9 protein-coding genes are annotated in these 19,363 nt (G+C 71.8%); 5 read left to right on the forward strand and 4 right to left on the reverse strand.

Annotated features, from left to right (window positions below; translation table 11 throughout):
• Positions 1 to 169 precede the first annotated feature (169 nt).
• Positions 170 to 13,108 (reverse strand): hemopexin repeat-containing protein, encoded by a 12,939-nt coding sequence (locus AB0J58_RS24430; RefSeq protein ID WP_364219121.1) that lies wholly within the window; start codon positions 13,106 to 13,108, stop codon positions 170 to 172.
• Between the two features lie 1,203 nt (positions 13,109 to 14,311).
• On the opposite strand from AB0J58_RS24430, the gene AB0J58_RS24435 reads away from it, so the two are divergent.
• A complete protein-coding gene (locus AB0J58_RS24435) occupies positions 14,312 to 15,181 on the forward strand; it encodes an IS3 family transposase (RefSeq protein WP_364219124.1) in 870 nt (289 codons plus the stop codon).
• Between the two features lie 96 nt (positions 15,182 to 15,277).
• Here the strand turns inward: AB0J58_RS24435 and AB0J58_RS24440 are convergent, their stop codons facing one another.
• Positions 15,278 to 15,490: a hypothetical protein gene (locus AB0J58_RS24440; protein WP_364219127.1), complete on the reverse strand. Its 213-nt coding sequence runs from the start codon at positions 15,488 to 15,490 to the stop codon at positions 15,278 to 15,280.
• Between the two features lie 355 nt (positions 15,491 to 15,845).
• On the opposite strand from AB0J58_RS24440, the gene AB0J58_RS24445 reads away from it, so the two are divergent.
• Positions 15,846 to 16,427: a helix-turn-helix domain-containing protein gene (locus tag AB0J58_RS24445; RefSeq protein ID WP_364219130.1), complete on the forward strand. Its 582-nt coding sequence runs from the start codon at positions 15,846 to 15,848 to the stop codon at positions 16,425 to 16,427.
• Positions 16,424 to 16,954 (forward strand): dihydrofolate reductase family protein, encoded by a 531-nt coding sequence (locus tag AB0J58_RS24450; RefSeq protein ID WP_364219133.1) that lies wholly within the window; start codon positions 16,424 to 16,426, stop codon positions 16,952 to 16,954. The genes AB0J58_RS24445 and AB0J58_RS24450 overlap by 4 nt, the downstream gene beginning before the upstream one ends.
• 140 nt (positions 16,955 to 17,094) lie before the next feature.
• Here the strand turns inward: AB0J58_RS24450 and AB0J58_RS24455 are convergent, their stop codons facing one another.
• A complete protein-coding gene (locus AB0J58_RS24455) occupies positions 17,095 to 17,376 on the reverse strand; it encodes a helix-turn-helix domain-containing protein (protein ID WP_364219163.1) in 282 nt (93 codons plus the stop codon).
• Between the two features lie 315 nt (positions 17,377 to 17,691).
• Here AB0J58_RS24455 and AB0J58_RS24460 point away from each other — a divergent pair, with 315 nt between their 5' ends.
• Positions 17,692 to 17,970 carry a hypothetical protein gene (locus AB0J58_RS24460; protein ID WP_364219136.1) on the forward strand — a complete coding sequence of 93 codons (279 nt, stop codon included), beginning with the start codon at positions 17,692 to 17,694 and terminating at the stop codon, positions 17,968 to 17,970.
• Positions 17,971 to 18,037: 67 nt separating this feature from the next.
• On the opposite strand, the gene AB0J58_RS24465 is transcribed toward AB0J58_RS24460, so the two are convergent.
• Positions 18,038 to 18,706 (reverse strand): hypothetical protein, encoded by a 669-nt coding sequence (locus tag AB0J58_RS24465; protein WP_364219139.1) that lies wholly within the window; start codon positions 18,704 to 18,706, stop codon positions 18,038 to 18,040.
• Between the two features lie 233 nt (positions 18,707 to 18,939).
• Between AB0J58_RS24465 and AB0J58_RS24470 the strand changes: the two genes are divergently transcribed.
• Positions 18,940 to 19,128 (forward strand): hypothetical protein, encoded by a 189-nt coding sequence (locus tag AB0J58_RS24470; RefSeq protein WP_364219142.1) that lies wholly within the window; start codon positions 18,940 to 18,942, stop codon positions 19,126 to 19,128.
• Positions 19,129 to 19,363 lie beyond the last annotated feature (235 nt).

Raw genomic sequence — 19,363 nt, forward strand, 5'->3', positions numbered from 1 at the left:
TCCGGTGCTGCCGCCCGTGTCGGACTCGTCGCCGGAGTCCGTGCCGGACGAGGAGCCGTCGACGTCCATGGGCGAGCCCGCCCGTGCGGAGGTCCTGTCGCCGTCGGAGGACTTCTTCCTCTTCTTCTTGCGCTGCGCGGAGGTCTTGTCGTTGGCCATGGTCGCCTTCCTAGGGGAGCGCGCGGTAGAGGAGGATGAGGGAGAAGCCGGCGAGTCCGGCGGGGTCGCCGGAGGCGGTCAGCCGCCAGGGGCGGTTGTCCGCGTTGAGTCCCGGCGTCTGCACCAGACGGCCGGCGGCGAGGGCGAGCGCCGGGTCGCCGTGCAGCAGGAACCTCGCCTCGGTGTCCGGTGCCGCGTACTGGGCGACGATCCCGGTGACCTGCCGCCCCGAGATGCCGGGGAAGAGGTTCTGGGTGATCGGCAGGAGCAGTTCGCCACCGTCCCCAAGGAAGGCCTCCCACTCCTCGGGGAAGCGACTCTCCACGTCGAGGAGGATCGCCGCCGGGTAGGGCTTGAGCATGCCGCGCACGGCCGTGGCGAAGGTCTCGCCGCCGTCGCGCGCGGTGTACCGGACGGTGACGGCCACGTCGACGAGCCCGGCGGGGACGCGCCGTGCTTCCAGCCGCCACCGCGAGACCGCGCCGGTCCCCTCGAACGGCAGCAGCCGCTGGTCGTCGTAGCGCAGGTCGAACACGCCGCTGTCCTCGCCGTCCTGGACCTCCGACAGGGCGATGCGCTGCCCGGGCAGCCAGTCGCCGCGCACGCTCTCCGGCGGCGGCCCCTTCGGGTCGAGGAGGAAGCGGACGGCCTTGGGGTCGGCCGCGAGCACCGTCTTGTTGTCGATCTGGGTGAGGGTCGCGTTGACGGGAACGGGGCCTTCGGCGGTCAGGAAGGCGACGCTGACGGACTTGATCCGCCGCTGGTAGTGGCCGGGGAAGTCGCGGTCGAAAAGGGTCTCGGTGAGCGCGAACTCGCAGCGTCCGGTGTCGCGCAGCGCGAGCAGGGCGGGCGCGTCGAGGCCGAGCAGCGACACCCGCTTGGTGATCTCCATCCCGCGCGCGTCGGTCTCGTAGTAGGCCTGGCCGAGCCGGTCGAGGTCGAGGGCGAGCTGGTCGGCGGCGAGCAGGCCCTTGCGGCGCGAATCCCAGTACGCAGCCCGGATCAGACCGGGGGACGCACCGCGCTCGCTCTCGTAGGAGCGTTCGGCGGCGCGGGCCATGTCGTGGGCGAGCTTGTAGGTCTGGAAGTACAGGCCCGAGACCTGCCCGACCATCCAGCCGTACAGCTGGGGGCCGGCGAACTTGGCGGTGAGGAAGTCGGTGACGGCGGCGTGCTGGGCCGCTTCCCGGTCGTGGATCTCCAGCTCGCGGCGGGCGATGGCGAGCTGGAGATCGGCGGTGGTGATCTGGTGGCCGACCTGGACGACGTCGGAGCGGCTGGTGTCGAGCTGGAACCGCCAGTCCTCCACCTGGCTGTCGAACTCGGCCCGGAGGCCGAGGACCTCGCCGATCATGCTGAAGCCCTCGCCGAAGCTCGCGGACACCTCGCCCGCGGCTTCGAGGGCCTTGCTGAGCTGGAGGCCGCCGGTCTCGGCGCCGACGATGAACGGGCCGAGCTTGGCCTGCGGGACGGCCGCGGCGATGCCGGAGCCGATCTTCAGGCCGGCCGAGACGAACTGGCCTATGGCGCCGAGGGACATCATCGCGATCTGCGCCTGCTGGAGCGGCGACATGCCGTCGTTGATGAGCTTCTGGTAGTGCGCGACCCGCGCTTCGGCGGCGGTCCTGGCGTCGCGGGCCTCGGCGACGCCCTCTTCGGCGATCTTGACCTGGAGTTCCCTGATCTTGCGGGTGAGGCCGATGATCTCGCCCTGCTGCCGCTGCTGGAGCAGGGCCAGTTCCTCGGAGTCGCGCCGGTCGACCGCCTCCAGCAGGTCGGTGCCGAGCTGCCGGAGCCGGTCGGTCAGCTCGCGGGCCCGCTGGAGCACGAAGTCGAACCGGTGCACGGGCACCGGCACGGCCGCCGCCGCCATCGCCGCGTCGAGCCCTCCGCCCTCGGCCGCGCCGCGCACGAGCGCCATGACGTCGAGGGGCGGGTCGAACAGCGGGAGCGGCCGGGCGACGCCGAGGATGTCGAGCGACGCCCGGATCTTGGTGAGCCGGTCCTCGACGCGGGTCCAGTACTCCTGGAACAGCTCATTGCCCGGCACGCAGAAGTAGGGGTTGGCGATGCCGGCGTGGACGGCGCCGGAGTCCTTGAGCAGGGTGCCGTCGGCGGTGAGGTGGCCGGTCTCGCCGGGTCCGTCGCCTTCGGTGAGGGCGTAGGGGGCGGCGGGCGGCAGCGCGGCGGGGCCGAGCGTGACGGGGCGGGGCCCGAGCAGGTCGTAGGCGTAGACGTACAGCATCCGCGCCTCGTCGACCGTCTCGGCGGTGTACTGCCGGAACAGCATGTCGCCCCAGTCGAGGAGGTTGTCGATGTAGGCCATGACGACGGCGCGCCGGTAGGCCTCCGGGCGGAGCGCCGCGATGGTGTGCGGGTCGAACGGGTCGTCGAGGTAGGCCTGGATGAGAGCTCGGCGGTCGCCCATGAGGTCGTACTGGCGGCGCAGCCGCGCGATCATCTCGATGCGCTCGCCGAGCGCGGCGGTGCGGGCGTCGGGCGTCAGGGCGGCCAGGGCCGCCCTGACCTGGTCGAGGCCCGTCCCGCCGAGGTCGGCCAGGTACGCCAGCTCGGCGCCGGTGAGGTCGCGGGCGCGCCGGAACGCGGGGGTGAGCGCCGACAGCGCGGTGAGGACGGGGTTCAGCCGGGTCTCCATCCCGGGCGACGCCAGCTCGGCCAGGTCCTGGCGGGTGCGGGCGACGAGCGCGTCCACGTCGGCGGCGAGGAACGGTAGGAACCGCCAGTAGCGGGCGATCCAGGTCGGGTCGAAGACGTACTCGTACCAGCGGCGGGCGTCCTCGAAGCGCTGCCCGCCGTTCAGGGTCTGCGCGATGAGCAGCGGCGCGTGGAAGAAGATCTCCCAGTAGTACGGGCCGTTGGCGCTGTCGAAGTCGAGGTGGGAGCTGACGGGCGCGTGGGGCGCGATCCGCGGCTTGATCCGGATGGTCGAGGCGTTCGACGCCGTGGTGCTGAAGGCGGGCAGCTCGTCGAGCTCCTGCGTGGCGGGGTCGAGCAAGGCGGGGACGCCGCCGGTGAGCAGCCTCCGGTTCAATTCGGCCGCGGTGCTGGAGGTGAGCCGGATGAGCTGGGTCGGCAGGGAGGCGACCTCGAACGGGCGCGGGACGGCGTCGGCGTAGGGGTGGGCGGCGTATCCCTGGCCGAGGAACAGGTACAGGTGGGTGTCGCCCTCCAGCAGCCCGGTGAAGTCGCCGGGGAATCCCGCGGGCAGGCCGCGCCAGTTGCCCCGGTAGGGCAGGAAGGTCAGCGGGGTCGAGGGCTCCCAGCCCTTGGGGATCGGTGCGTAGCCGGCGGGGCCGAACGCGAACCGCTGGTCGCCGCGCGACAGCACGCCGCGGATCTGCTGGGCGGTCGGCTTCGGGTAGCCGTCGTCGGCGAAGTCCGGGACCGTCCCGTCGGCCGCCAGGGTGAACCTGACGAACTCGTGCGGCCCGACGAGGTACAGCTTCCCCTCGGCGAGGTACGCGGCGGTGACCTCGCCCGTCCGCCCGAACTCGGTCGTGGCGCGGCCGAGCCCGCGGGTGTCGCGCAGCCCTTCGGAGCTGCCGCCGCCGCTCTGCTTGAAGACGGCGTTGGCGTTGTCGAACGCCAGGGTGGCGCGGCCCGCGTGCACGACCGGTCCGGGCGGGCGCTGCTCTGGGACGCCGTCGGTGTTGCCGGCCAGCGCCTTGGGCGGGTGCTCGGCGGCGAGGTCGGACCGCAGCTTGACGTACCTGTCGCCGAAGACGGCGTAGGCCTTGCCATCGGCCACGTGGAAGCGGTCCACGGCGGCGCCCGCAGGAACCCGCCATTCGGCGGCGGCCGACCGGGCGTTGGCCAGGTCGTCGCCGGTGACGAAGCCGACGGCCTTGGCGTAGAACAGTTCGGTGCCGCCCGGCAGGGTGACCGCGGCGTCGATCGCCTGCCACTGCGGCAGGCGCTCGGTGTTGCCGGCGAGCTTCTTGGGGTAGCCGGTCTCCAGCGGGCCGAGGACCGACGGACCCGAGATCACCGGGTAGCGGTAGTACTCGTCCCCGCTGAACAGGTAGGTGTGCGTGCGGAAGAACCCGGCGTCCACGGCCCCCGTGCGCAGGATGCGGGTGGACACCGCGCCGAACCTGTCCCCGGTGGGCTGGCGGGTCTGCCGCGACGTCACCTTGTCCGGCGGCACGGCGACGTGGATGCCGGTCGCGGACTCGAAGAAGTACAGGGTGCCGTCGGGCAGGCGGACCGCGGCGTCCACGCGGTCCCAGGTGGTCGGCAGCCTGTCGGCGTTACCCTTGAACGGCTGGACCGGCGCCGGGTCCGCGGGGGCCGCGACGGGGCGGCACAGGAAGCTGCCGCCCTTGTGGTCGACGCTGAACCAGGGGCCGTCCTCGCTGTCGGCGGGCGCGTTGAACCGCACGACCCGGTCCGGGGTGATGGGCGTCTCGGCGGGTTCGGCGAACAGTGCGGACAGGTCGGCCGCGCGGGGCGGCGGCGTGACCGTCGCGGCGGGCAGCGCGTACAGCTCCGGGGTGAGCGTGAATGCCGCGGAGTGGGCGGTCGAGCCGACGGTGTAGGAGCACTGCACGATGATCGAGTCGTGCTCGCTGACGCCGGGGACCTTGCGGGAAGCCTGCACGTACAGGCTGACGTCGGTGATCTGGCCTTCCCGCTCGGCGTCGGAGGCGAGCACCTGGGGCGCGACCCAGGCGCCGTCGAGGTTGCGGAAGGAGTAGCGGATCTTGACCTGGTAGCGCGGCGGCGGCCCGCTCACCTTCTGATCCGAGCCCGACGATTTGGCGGTGACGGTGACCTTGGACGGGTCGGCCGGCGGGACGGGCTCGACCGTCGACCAGAACACGAAGATCCTGCCGAAGGCGTGCACCGGGTCCACCCGGTCGGCGGCGATCTGGACGTCCACCTTCTCCCAGGCGTCCCAGGCGGCCGAGAGCCTGCCGCCGTCGCGGAACTCGGCGGTGCGGTGGTAGTAGCGGCGCGGGTCGGTGCGGGTCCTGCCGAACAGGACGAGCCTGCGCACCTCGGCCGCGGTCCCCTCGGGCCGGTACACGTAGCCGCCCGCGATGGTCAGGCGGGAGACCTCGGTGTACTCGTCGAGGTAGCGCTTGTAGGAGGCCTGGACGGCCTTCTCCGTGATGTCGCCCTGCAGGAGGTCGTCCTGGAGCGCGGAGAACGCGGGGGTCTTGCGGTCGCGCAGCTCGGGCCGCAGGTAGTTCTCCGGGTAGAGGAAGACCTTCCGGTTGGCCTCCCAGGTGCGGTAGCTGCGCATCCACCCCCACCAGGTGCGCAGCCTGGCGCGGACGGCCTCGGGATCGACGCCGGCGGGCAGGGTGACCTTCTCCAGGCCGAGGAGGTACCTCTGGAGGTAGAGCTGGGTCGCGGCGATCGCCTCGCGGACGCGGGACGTGGTGCCCTGCCCGCCCATCTCCACGTCGATCAGGTACCGCTCGTACAGGTCGCGGGCGTTCCCGTGCAGAGGGGTCAGCCGGGCGACGAGCGCGTCGCGCTTGCGGACGTTCAGCCTGTCGCGCATGGCGGCGGAGATCTTCGGCCACTCCTGCGGCGACGCCCTCCGCTCGATCGCGGCGCGCACGGCGGCCGCCGCCCCGTCGAGGTCGGGCGCGGGCCCGAACATCTTCGCCCACACGCCGTACAGCTCGGGGACCCCGATGCCGGTCTTGGCCGAGGCTCCGAAGGCGTCTGCGAGGGTGAGCAGAAACTCGATCTCGAACAGGTGCTCCTCGCTGGTGCCGGGCCGCAGCAGGCCCATGTTCCGCCGGGCCCAGCGCACCTCCTCCAGCGGCCAGCCGAACGCGGAGGCGAGGTAGGCGTACGGGTCCTCGGCGCCGTCGAGGAAGAACGCGGCGAGGCCATCGCGGCCCCGGCAGAGCGCGGCGAAGCGGACGATGGTGTGCAGGTCGCTCAGCCGGTGGTCGGCGGTGCCGGACCACCGCTGCCGGAACTGCTGCGGGAAGGTCCGGTCGACCTGGTGGTACGGGCCGGAGTAGCGCAGGTACCGGTCTCCCTTGAGCAGGTAGGTGCGGCCGTCGAGGGTGAACGCGCCGTCGGGGCCGTCCTCGAAGTCCTGCGGGGCGTCGCCCCAGTCGTCGCGGACGGTCCGGGGGTAGCCGGCCTCGGGGTGGTCGAGGGTTCCGGTGGCCGGGTAGCGGACGTACTGGCCGCCGCTGAACGCGTAGAGCTCTCCCGAAGGGGCGGTGAACGCGGCGTCCAGCGGGCCGGTGTCGAAGGAGTTGCGGACCTTGCCCCAGCGGCCCACCATGGGGCCGGCGGTCCCGGCGGCGAAGAACTCGCGCCCGCGGAACAGCCGGACGACGCCGTCGGCGCCGCAGAACGCCGCGTCGACGCCGTCCTGGAACGCGGACGGCAGCGCGGCCAGGCTCAGGTCGCCGGGAAGGTCGGCAAGGGCGCGCGGGTAGCCGTCGTCGACGAACGTGCGGTCTGCGCCGGAGTAGCGGACGTACTGGTCCCCGGAGAACAGGTAGATCCGCCGGTCGGCGACGAGCGCGGCGTCCACCTTGCCGGTCGCCGCGAGGTTGTTGCGGAGGGCGCCGAGCCGGCCGGCGCCGAACGTGGCGGCGAGCTCGCTCGACGCGGTGTGGCAGACGCCGCCGACGAGGACGTGGACGGTCCTGTCGTTGCCGACGACCGCGTCCAGCGGCCGGTCCAGGGCGTCCTCGAAGGTCTCCGGAAGGCGCGCGAACGGCTCCTCGCGGCGGAGGTTGCCCGCGATCGGCTTGGGGTAGCCGGGGTCGACGTGCCGGTAGACGCGGCCGGTGTAGCGAACGTAGCGGTCGCCGGAGAACAGGTAGGTGCGGTCGCCGCGCCACACGAAGGCCGCATCGACGGTCGCGCCGGGCGCCAGGAACGGGTTCGGCGAGCGGCCCCACTGGTCGCGAACCTTGACCCGCGGGCCGAACGCCTCGTTCTGGAACGGCGCGCAGGTGTCGGCGAAGAAGAACCAGACGGCGCCGTCGGCGGTCCGCAGCGCCGACCTGAGGCCGTCGGGGGCGTCGAGGCCCGCGCCGAAGCCGGGGTACAGCCGCTCGATCGGGCGGACCGCCGACCAGGCCCCGGTCCGGTCGCTGTAGGTGGCGCACCGCTTGCCGGCGAGCAGGACCAGCGCCGTGTCCTCCACCAGGACGGCGTCGGGGAAGGGCAGCGGCGAACCGGGGAAGGCCGCGGCCGCCTCGATTGTCACCGGGTAGCCCGGGTCCGGCGCGGCGCACGACTCGTCGGAGTAAACGACGTGGCGGACCCTGCCGGCGGCGTCCGGCTTGCCGTAGAGGTGCGTCTTGCCGCGGTGCACGTAGGCCAGCGCGACGCCCTCCAGTCCGGCCCAGCGGTCGGCGATCGGCTTCGGGTCGCCCTCGGCGAGCGCCGCGCCCGGCGCGTGCGTGACGTACTGGTCGCCGCTGAACAGGTGGATCCTGCCGTCGCGGGCGACGAACGCCGCGTCGACCTCGCCGGTCTCGCGCAGGAGGTCCCTGGGCCTGCCCCACTCTTCGGCGATCGGGTAGTCGCGGCCGACCTGGGTGTTGAAGCACGACGGCCCGCGGAACAGGTAGGTGACGCCGTCCGCGCCGGTGAGGACGGCGTCCAGGCCGCTGGTGAAGCGCGCCGGGACAGTCCGCAGGGCGCGCGGCCGGAACGGGGCCGCCGCGACCGTCCTGCCCTCCAGCGCCGACAGCCGCCGCCATCCGTCGGCGGTCTCGACGACGAGCGAGCCGTCCTCGACGTAGGCGCAGCGCACCCCGCCGACCGGCAGGTCGGTGTAGCGGCGGTGGCCCGCGGTGGACACCGCGTGGCACTCGCCGCCCCGGAACAGGTAGGCGGTGCGCCGGTCGGCGAACGCCGCGTCCACCCCGTCGAGCGTGACGGGCAGCGCGGCGAGGCCGGGCTCGCCGGACAGCTCCGCGATCCGGCGCGGGTAGCCGGGGTCGACGACGGTGAGCGCGGCGCCGGTGTAGCGCACGTACTGGTCGCCGGAGAACAGGTAGGTGCGGGTGCGCACAACCTCGACGCCGTCCACCTGTTCGGGGACGTCCAGGACGAACGCGGCGTCCACCCGGCCCGTGCGGGCGAGGGTGTGCGCGACGCGGCCCCACCGGCCCGCGTTCTGCGCCGGGTAGCCGTCGTCGACCTGGGTGCGGTCGGCGGTGGAGTAGCGGACGTGGCGGTCGCCGGAGAACACGTAGGTGCGGCCATCGGCGCCGACGAACGCCGCGTCGACGCGCGCGAAGGGCAGGCTGTCCCACCGCTCGCGCAGCGCCATCGGCTCCGACCACCACCGGTGCCGGGCGTCGAACCAGACGAACCTGTCGCCTGAGAAGAGGTAGGTGCGCTCGTCGCGGCCGGTGAACACGGCGTCGACAGGGCCGAGCCGCATGCCCTCCGGCATGTTCCACCAGTTGTCGGCCAGTGGTTTGGGGAAGCCGGGGTCGGGGGTGCGGTAGTCGCGCGCGGAGTAGCGGACGTAGAACGCCGCGCCGTCTCCCCGCGCCTTCAGCCGGAGTCCTTCGCGGACGACGGTCAGCGCGACCCCCTCCCCGGTGGTGAGCTCCCAGCGCGGCGCGCTCCCGCGCAGCGCGGTGACGGTGAGGCCGTGCTCGGCGAACAGGGCGCGCAGCGCGGGGGTGAGCCGTCCGGCGTCCAGGTCGGGCTGGTGGTCGGCGGGGATCTCGCGGACCAGGCCGCCGGTGCCGAACAGGTACGTCCTGCCGTCCATGACGAACGAGGCGTCCACACGGGTGAGCCCGCCCCAGTCGTCGGCGATCCGGCGGGGGAAGCCGGAGTCGACCGTGGTGTAGTCGGCGGTGGAGTACCGCAGGTAGGTGTCGCCGCTGAAGAGGTAGGTGCGCCCGTCGAGCCCGGCGAAGCCGGCGTCCACCCGGCCTGCGGTCAGCGCGGGGGACAGCGCGCCCCAGCGTTCCGCCGTCACAGCCGTGGTCGCGCGGGCGCCGTCGAGCGCGACGGTCCGGCCCGCCTTGAACAGGTGCAGCACGCCCGACGGGTCGGTGAAGGCCGCCTCGACGCCGCCCTCGAACTGCGGCGGCAGGTCGCGCAGGCGGCGCGGCACGCCCTCGTCGGCGAGGACGCCGGCGTTCTCGATGCTGTCGGAGTACCGCAGCATCTCCCCGCCGGACAGCACGTGGACGGCCGACGCCGTCGTGTAGGCGGCGTCGACGGACTTGAGGTCGGCGAAACGGGTCTCCACCCGTCCCCACACCTCGGCGGCGGGCCGCTCCCCCGCCGTCGTGATCCAGCGGTCCCCGGCGAAGACGTGCACAACGCCGTCGAGGTCCTGGAAGCAGGCGTCCACCGCCTCGCGCACGCGCGGGGCGGGCAGGCCCTCGCGGGAGCGCCACTCGGCGACGTCGCGCGGGTACCCCTCGTCCACGGTGTCGTAGCCCGCGGAGTAGCGGACGTACTGGTCACCGGCGAACAGGTAGACGCGGCCGTCGTTGTCGGTGAACGCGCCGTCGATCCGGGCCGGGTCGGCGAACGCGTTCTTGACCTTCCCCCACCTCTGTGCCTGCGGCGCCCACCGGGTGCCGCCCTTCTCCCTGGTGAAGGCCAGCGCGGCGCCCTTGGCGTCGCGTCCGACGAGCCAGGAGGTGCCGTCGGGACGCACGAACGCGGCGTCCACCGCGGCCAGGGCCGAGAGCCGGGGCGACAGGTCGGTGAGCGGACGGCGCGCCGGGCTCGTGCGGGCGCGGGTGGCGGCGGAGTACGTCCAGTAACCGCCGTCGTCGCCGAAGAGCAGGATCACGCCGTCGCCCGCGTCGAGCAGCGCCTGGATGCGGGCGACGCCCGGCGGCAGGGTCAGCGGCTCGGGGTACTTGCCGGTGAGGTCCTGGTCGGCGAAGACCGCACGGATCTCGGCGGCGCGCAGCCCGAGTTTGGCGGCCAGCAGCGCGAATCTGCGGATCCGCCGGTGGGCCAGGACAACGCGCGGATCGGTGGGCGTCCCGTCGGTGTCCAGGGCGGGCCGGGCGAACAAGGCCCGCGCCTCCCGCGCGCTCCCCGCGACGCACTCCACCACGGCCCTGGTCGCGGCCGCGTCCAGACCCAGGACGTCGGACAGGCAGGCGTGCAGGGCCTGGTCCTGCTTGCCGGCCAGTTCGGCGACCCGGTCGGTCGCCTCGGTGACGGCGGCCGTCAGCGCCGTCGCGGTGTCGTGCAGGACGAAGAAGACTTCGCGGGCGAAGTCCACCATGTCGGGGAGGGTGAAGTCGAGGGAGTTGTCGGCGTTGGCGAAGTAGGCGAGTCGGTCCCGCGCCACGGCGTGGCGCTCGGTCAGGTGCCCGGCGGTCACGAGGCGGTCCAGGAGCCGGTCGGCGTGGAGATCGGTGAGCCCGAGGGCGGTGAACGCGCTCCGGGAGACCCGGTAGGGCGCCTCCTGCGCGGCGATCGCCGCCATCGCGTCGAACACGGCGCTCTCGTCCGCGCCGGTGAACCCCGAGCCGAGGTCCACGGCGCCGCCGGGCTCGGCGAACTCGCCCGGGTCGGCGATCTGCCCCTCGTCCAGCCAGGCGTCGTCGAGCGCACGGTGGACGCGGTGTGCCGCGAGGTCGTCGGCGAGGTCGGCGAAGTCCTCGGCCGTGAAGGTCGTCAGCCCGGCATGGAACTCCGCGACCTGGCCGCGCAGCGCCGCCAGGACGGCCGGGCGCAGGGCGGCGAACTCGGCGGCCAGGCCGAAGTCGGCGGGCGCGGCGCGCAGCAGCGCCTCCTTGTCGGTGTAGCGCCGCTCGGCGTCGAGGTGACCGTTGAAGCGGAGGCTGTCGACCAGCCTGCCGAACTGCGCGTCGGTGAGGCGGAGCCCCGCCAGGACTGACGAGTCGAGGGTGAGAGGGGAGGTGCGGAACTCCGCGAGGCGCTCGCGAAGCAGCTCCGCGACCGGCGCGGCCGCGTCGGCGAGGGGGACGTTCACCGACAGGTCCCCGGCGTTGTCGGGGTCGCGGAAGAAGTCGGGGTCGAGCACCGTGCCGTCCTCGCCGAGATGGCGGCGGTAGACGAGGTTGTCGTACAGTTCCCGGCGCTCCTGCGGGCTCAGGCCCGGCAGGCGCTCCAAGTGGGAGGGGTGGAGTTCCGCGGGGCCGTCCACCTCGTCCGCGATGATCTCGAACAGGGCGTCCCGGTGGCCGGTGAAGTCGCCGGCGAGGTCCGGCTCCCGCTCGGGCGGCGCGGCGAGCCCTCCGTCGGCGCCCAGCACGCCGCGCAGGACCAGATTGCGGAAGATCTTCGCCTGGAGCCGGTCGCCCAGGCCGAGCCCGGTGAGGTCAGAGGGGAAGACGACGCCGAGGTCGGTGACCGCCTCGTAGGCGGCCTTCTCGGCCTTCTCCCGGTGGACCTCCAGCAGCCCGCTGCCGACGGCGGCCACGACCCCGTCGGGGAAGGCGGCGAGCACGTCGTGGATCACCCGGGCCGCCCTGGGGCCGAACCTGTCCGACCGCAGCGCGTCGGGGCCGAGCGCGACGGGGTCGAGGGCGTCGCGGAGCCTGGCGAACAGTGCGGCGAGGCCGTGCGGATCCCCGGTGGCGGGGTCGGGCCGGCCGCCGAGGATGCCGGCGAGCTCAGCGCCGTCGAATCCCGCGGCGCGCATCCACGTGATCACCGCGAACAGGGTCTGGGCCAGCCACAGCGCCTGCTCCGGTGCGCCGCCCTCCAGCACCTTGTGGAAGTCGCGCGTCTCCGGAGCGGGCCCGCCCAACACCGCGAACGTGCTGTAGCGCTGGACGGAGGGGTCGCCTTCCAACGCCACGAGCACGTCGCAGAGCTCGTCGGGGCCGACGCCGAGCGCCGCCGCGAGCAGGCCCGCCCGGCGCAGCAAGGAGATCTCGGCGAGGCCGACCTGCCCGCGGTCGAACGGGCTCGGCTCCCGGTCGGCGTAGCGCTCCCGGTACCGCAGGACGAGCCGGACGATGTCCGGCTCCGCCACCCCGATCAGCCGGGCCAGCCGGAACCGGTAGTCGCGGTTGGCGGGGGTGAGGATGTCGCCCGAGCACGTCTCGACCGTCACTTTGGGATCTGGCTTCCACGGCACGATGAGTCCGCACACCTCCGGGACCGTCTGCCCGTGGACCTTGCCGAGCCGGACGACGGCGGCCACCGCGCGCAGGGCGGGAGGATCGAGGCGACCCTGCGCGCACGACGTCAGGACGAGGTCGAGGTGGGTCAGCGTCAGTCCGGTCTTGCGGGCTAGGCGGACCAGCCGGTGCGCCCGGTCCAGCCAGGCCGGGGGAAGGTCGGCGCCGGACGGCGGGACGAGCGAGGTCTCGCCGGTGTTGAGCGTGACGCGCCCTTCCGGAACGGCCTGCCCGGCCATCGCGACGAGTTCGCGGAGTTCGGCGTCGGTGAGGCCGGTGGCCTCGGCGAACCGGCGGGTGTCGCGCAGGGCCGCGAGGGTCTCGCCCGCCGCGAGGCCGTACCGCTGGCCGAGCGCCGCGGCCTGGACGTCGGACCCGGTGATCACCGCGACGTCCTCCGAAGTGAGGCCCAGGTACTCGCGCGCGGCGACGTCGTGATCCACCTGGGCGGCGAAGAGCCGGTACAGCTCCTCCGGTGTCGCCTTCAGCTGTTCGAGGCAGACCCGCAGCCGTTCGGACTTCAGCGAGAACGGCAGCCCGAACGGGTGCGCCGCCTTGCGGAGCGTCTCGTACGGCTGGTCCCCGACGAGCCGCTCCAGCACCTCGTTGACGATGTCGAGGTAGGCGGTCTCGGTGAACGTGTTCTCCTTGTCGAGCACGATCCGGGTCAGATCGGGCCGCCGGTCGAGCAGCTCCGGGCGCCCGAACGTCCCCTCCAGCAGACCCAGGAGCTCCACGAAGTAAGCGGCGGGCGACCACACGGAACGCGCGTCATCGCGTTCGGGAAAGCGCAGTTCGCCGAACAGGCTCGTGTAGTCGGGCGACGATTCTTGACTCACCATGTGCGCATCTCCAAGCCCGCCGAGGCGGCCGGGGCCGCCGAGAGAAACAAGCGCCTCATGATCTCGGAGCGGGGAAACACCGCCTACTTACCTTTTGGACACACCGACCATGCGCCTTTCTCACCTAGCGCAAATCCGGGTAGCGGCCAAATCGCCCGATCACCGCCGAACCCATTGCTCCGGTGCGTTCTCTCCGCGGCTTCTCCACTGGTCGGACCCCCTGTTCTCCCGGCAGTGCAGGCGAGTTCACCGCACCGCACCGCACAAAAGCGACGGAGTGGAAGGGCGGCGCACACAGAATTCGTTCGTGTGGGCTCGACGCCGCCGCCGAGCGCGTCGCGGCGCGTTCCACCGTTTCCCTCCACGCGTCATGCCGACCCGGCCAGGTCATTTTCTGTTCCGTCCGAGACGGCACTTTCTCGGTCAAGAAGAAAACTCGCCGACCGGATCCGGAAAACCGCTCGCAGAGGACGGGCCACCCCGCTCGGCCGGTCGCGAGCGGAGTCGGCACCTGGCCCGGCCCGCGGCTCCGGGCCCTGCCGCCGCGCCCCGGCCCGGCGGGGAGTTCTCCCCGCGTTTCCCCGCACCTTGCCAAGCCCCGCGGCCGAGCCGCACCGGTACGCCGGTGCGGGTAGGGGTGTGTGGTGGGGCCGGCTGCTTCTTCGTCCTTCCGGCTCTTTACAGCGGGGGCCTGGGCCGTTTCCCGGGCGGGCCCGGCCCGGGCCTCCCGGCCGAGCGGGGGCGGGCCGGGCCGGATGTGTGAGCATGCGTGGCCCGGCCCGCCCCTTCGGCATCCCGGGACAGGCTGGAAGGCGGCCCCCGGGCTCCTACCGCTGTGAGGAAGGAGAGCATGGCCTGCCGCGGGCCCGTCAGGGGAGTGCGCGGCAGTGCCCGCACGCTAACGCCGCCGCCCTGGCGGGGCGCGCATGCCGCTCCGCGTCTTGATCGTCCTTTGACCCGGCACAGCCCCCGCCAAGCAAGCGGCCCGGGTAGGTAGGGCGGGTGCGGGTCTTCGTCCGACAGGACCCCGCAGGAGAGGGGCCCGGGCCACAAGGCGCCTGCCCGGGCCCGGCCCGCGAGGAGGTTGCGTCCACGGAGGTGGTGTACGAGTTTCCCCAGCTAGTAGGCGTGGCGCCGTGAAATGAGGACGGCCATCGCGTGATCCTCCAGGTTGCGAAACCAAGATCGAAGGAGAAGAAAGCGATGGCCGTACCCGACAGTGTGGACCCCGCCGCATGGCTGGCGGAGCAGATCCGGCAGGGTGATCCGGGCTTCTACCGGTGGCTGAAGGGCGCCGCGGCGCGGCTGGCCCGCCGCCAGGCCGATGAGCAGCTGGCCGAGCGGATGCGGCGGATTCACGCCGAGCATGACGGCACCTACGGCGCGCCCCGGATGACGGCCGAGTTGCGCGCGGCCGGGATGAGGGTCAACCACAAGCGGGTGGAGCGGCTGATGCGCGAGCACGGCATCGCCGGGCTGCATCTGCGCAAGAAGGTCCGCACCACTATCCCGGAGCCGGACACCGCGCCGGTGGCGGACCTGCTCCAGCGCGACTTCACCGCCGAGCGGCCCAACACCCGCTACGTCGGCGACATCACCTACCTGCCCGCCGGCGGCGGCCGGTTCCTCTACCTGGCCACCGTGGTGGATCTGTATTCGCGCCGGCTGGCCGGTTGGTCGATCGCCGACCACATGCGCACCGAACTCGTCGTCGATGCGTTACAGGCCGCGGCGCAGACCCGGGGCGGACGCCTGGACGGGGCGGTGTTTCACAGCGACAACGGAGCCCAGTACTGCTCGCAGGAGTTCACGCGAGCCTGCCGCCAGCTCGGGGTCACCCGCTCGCGCGGTGCGGTCGGCACCAGCGCCGACAACGCGGCGGCCGAGTCCTTCAACGCGAGTCTCAAACGCGAGACGCTGCAGGGCACACACGGCTGGCCCGACGCCCGCACCGCCCGCCTGGCCGTGTTCGGCTGGATCACCCGCTACAACACGATCCGGCACTCCCGCCTCGGCCAGCTCAGCCCAATCGACTACGAGAAGACGGCAGATAACCTGAAGCCCGCCGCCTGAAATCGGTGTTCACGTTCATGGGGGAAGCCCCGTGCCACTCTGGCGACCTCGCGTAATCAACTGTCGCCTATTTGGCTGTGGTTGAGCTCGTGGTCGTCACGGGGAGTGGTCGTCGCCTGAGGCGTAGCGGCTCCAGGGGCTGCCGGTGGCGGTAGCGATGCGGCTGGTCTGCTGGTCGGTGTAGCCGAGCATCCGGGCGATGACCGGTGCCGGTGCCTGAAGAACCAGGTGCCGCAGTGCGGCGGCCCGGCTGTTGAGGGTGGCGATCTGGTGGGTTCGCAGTCGTTGTTCGATGGCGTCGGTGGTCATGGGCTGGCCGCCGCGGCGGCCCGGGAAGAGCCAGCGGGAGTTCTGATTGGTTGCGGTCGTCAGGTTGAGTCGCTGGTCGAGGTGGTGCAGTAGCAGGGTGGCGAAGGGCTCCGGGACGGGTGTGGGTGGGTCCCCGAGGCGGAGGCTGACCTGGCCGTCGTGATGGAGGACATCGTCGATCGTCAGGCGCAGGATCCGAGTCAGAGGCTAGGCATAGAGCAGCACCATGACGGCGGCGGTCCGGGTGAGAAGGGGGATCTGTTCGTCGTCGGGGTGCCACCGGAATACGCATCCGATCAATAAATGAGCCACCATTTATTAATGGTGCTACAGTCGATCGCGAGAGGAGGAACCCATGTCACGACCACGCGCCACCAGCGACACCGAGATGCTCACCGCCACCGCGCGTGCCATTGGCGCCCACGGACCCGCCACGCTCACCCTGGCGCACGTCGCCGCCGAGGCGGGAGTCTCCCCGGCGACACTGTCGCAACGCTTCGGGTCCAAGCGAGGACTGCTGCTGGCGTTCGCCGCGGACGCTGCCGCGGATGCCGCCGCGCCCTATCAGAGGGCGCGGGCCGCGCACGACTCGCCTCTGGCGGCGCTGCATGCCGTCGCCGACGAGTTCGCCAGTCACATGTCCGCCCCCGAGGAGATGGCCAATCACCTCAGCATGCTCCAGCTTGACCTCGCCGACCCCGAGTTCCGCGTCCATGCCGCCGCGCACGCCCGCGCGGTCGATGCGGCACTGCGAGAGCTGCTAACCGACGCCGTCGCGGGAGGCGAGCTCCCGTGCGGCACGGACGTGCCACGCCTGGCACGCGCCGTCCAGATCACCACCTACGGGTCCCTGCTGCGGTGGGCCCTCACCGGGGACGGTGATCCCACCGTCCTGCTCCACGAGGACCTCGACCACTTGCTCAGGAGGACCCCGTGACCTTCACCGCCACCGTCTTCATCGGCACCAGCCTCGACAGCTACATCGCCCGCCCCGACAACGACATCGAATGGCTGACCTCGCGCGGCAAGAGGGCCGGCGACATGGGCTTCTTCGGGTTCCTCGACTCGGTCGATGCCGTGATCATGGGCCGCAATACCTACGACATGCTCGTAGACCTCGGTGAGGAGAACTGGCACTACGGCGACCGCCACGTCGGTGTCCTGAGCACCACCCTCCCTCAGGACACCGACCAGCGCATCACCGTCTACCGGGACTTGGACAGCCTTGTCGCCGACCTCGACAAGCGCGGGATCAAGCACGCCTACCCCGACGGCGGACGCCTCATCCAGAGCTTCATCCGCGCCGGACGCGTCGACCACTTCATCATCAGCGTCGCCCCGGTCCTGATCGGCGCCGGCCACCGGCTCTTCGGCGAACTGGTCCAGGACGTCTCACTGCGTCTGGACTCGGTCGCCGACGTCGGCGGCGGCTTCGCACAGCTGCGCTACACCGTGGAGAAGTAACGGCGCTTCGAGGGAGACCGACGACGCAATGCGGGAACGGACCAGTGATGTCGCGGTCGGCGTGAGCAACTGCGCCCGCCATACAGCCTCCTTCATCTGGGTCAAGGCGTACAGCGGGGCGGCGGACACCACGCCCGCGTTCATCGGCTGCTCTTGGGGTGGTTGTAGTTGATCGGGCTGGTGCTGGTGGCTCCGCAGCCGGTGCAGCCGTAGAGGGGCTTGGTCGCGGCAGGGGTCTGCATCGGATGTGCGCGCACCCGGTGCGACCGATCGGCCAAAGCGCCCAGCCCGCCGCCTCGATAGCGGCGCACCCAGGTATGCACCGACTGACGCGAGATCCCATACCGTTCGGCGACATCGGTGACCTTCGCCCCCGACAACACCTCGATCACCGCGTGATAACGCTGCTCCACGACACTCAGCTCCACCAATGCCATCCCGGCCTCCCCCGAAGCGCAGACAACGCCACGAGCAGGCACACGAAACCGATCTAGATGTCAAGCATCAAGCGAGGCCAGAGTGTCAACCATCAAGCGAGACAGGACAACGGTGGCCACCGCGCCGGATGAGACTTTTCTCTACAGTTTCAAGGCACCCCGCCCCTGGCGGGCCGCCGGCGTTCGCGGGCCGGGCTGCGGCTCTGCGGCCGGTCCCGGCCCACGACGCCACGGACCCAAACGGCGGTTGCCGGGTGCACGGTGAGGAATCCGTCGCCGCGCCTCCGTAGGATCACGCTCGTGCCCCCTCGATCGATCGCCAGACTCCGCAACGCCGGTGTGACCACCATCTGCGTCGGCGTTCTCGCCGTCATCCTGATCGTCCTGAGACAGACCCTGTTGCTGGCCCAGTTGCTGGGCTTCCTCTCCAAGACCCTGAGACGCAACAACTCGTCGCCGGTGGAGCCCGAGGTGGCGAGCATCGTCATCCTCTGCGGGGCCGGTGTCATGGTGCTGGGGATCGTGATGGTGGTGGCGGCCACGGTGCTCCAGGCACGCGCTGCGCAGGGGTCCCAGTAGGGGTGCCACTCTGGCGACCTCGCGTAATCAACTGTCGCCTATTTGGCTGTGGTTGAGCTCGTGGTCGTCACGGGGAGTGGTCGTCGCCTGGGGCGTAGCGGCTCCAGGGGCTGCCGGTGGCGGTAGCGATGCGGCTGGTCTGCTGGTCGGTGTAGCCGAGCATCCGGGCGATGACCGGTGCCGGTGCCTGAAGAACCAGGTGCCGCAGTGCGGCGGCCCGGCTGTTGAGGGTGGCGATCTGGTGGGTTCGCAGTCGTTGTTCGATGGCGTCGGTGGTCATGGGCTGGCCGCCGCGGCGGCCCGGGAAGAGCCAGCGGGAGTTCTGATTGGTTGCGGTCGTCAGGTTGAGTCGCTGGTCGAGGTGATGCAGTAGCAGGGTGGCGAAGGGCTCCGGGACGGGTGTGGGTGCGGAAGTCGGAGGAGACGCAGGTGTAGAGAGACGTGGTGCTGGCGTGCTCGTGACCGCACTGGAACTGGACGAACATCGGATCGCGGCCCGCTGGACCAGGGTGTCCAGGCGGGCGGCGATCAGGTCGGCGTGCCGCACCAGCCAGGCCTGCACCAGTGGGTCGGTCACGACCGGTGCCTGCCCGGTCCCGCCCTCGTCGCGCCCTCCTCCGGTCAGGTCGATCTCGGGGCCAATGTCTGCCTGGACGCCGTCGAGGATCTTCTGGGCGAGGTGGTCGGTCAGGATCCGCCGCACTGAGCCGGCGTCGATCTGGACGTGGGTGGCCACCTCGGGGGTGTCGCCGACGGTGCGGGCGACGTGGTCGACCAGTGCCGGCCACTGGTCCAGCTCGACCCGGTCGTAGAGGTGGTCAACCCGCGCCTATGTACGTGATAATGGTCTATTATCACGTACATAGGCGATCATGGCGGCGCGGCGACCAGGAGAGCCGTCCGCCGGGGCGGTGCGCGACTCCGGCACGTTACCCGGTACATCGCCGCCGGGGTCGCGCGGCGGCTGGCATGAGCGCCGCGCCGAAGATCACCGCCCTGTGCGGCGGAGGCGTCAGCCTCGCCGCGGCCGCCGACGCCTTCCTCCTGCTGGAGAAGTACGCCGGGCTCGATCGCACCGCCATGCGCTACGTCAAACCCGGCGCCGAAGCCATCGCCAAGATCACCGAGATCCTGGCACCCCGCCGCCGTACCCACTGATCATGACCGGCGGCTGGCTGGAGCTGTAGGAGGTCCGGGCCATCACGTCACGGATCACTACTGAGGTTGAACTCGTGGTGTCGTAGGTTCTGACGTGCCTTGATTGCCGGGTACACCGACATCATGAGATACGCACAAGACGGAGGACTGTCCGCCGAGCGAAGAGCGTTCCGCGAACGACTGCGGCTTCAGGCGTCCGAGAGATTCGCCCGCAACGAATCCAGCACGGCCATCG

Origin of the sequence: Streptosporangium sp. NPDC049644 (genome assembly GCF_040675205.1) — a bacterium.
Taxonomy (GTDB): domain Bacteria; phylum Actinomycetota; class Actinomycetes; order Streptosporangiales; family Streptosporangiaceae; genus Streptosporangium; species Streptosporangium fukuiense.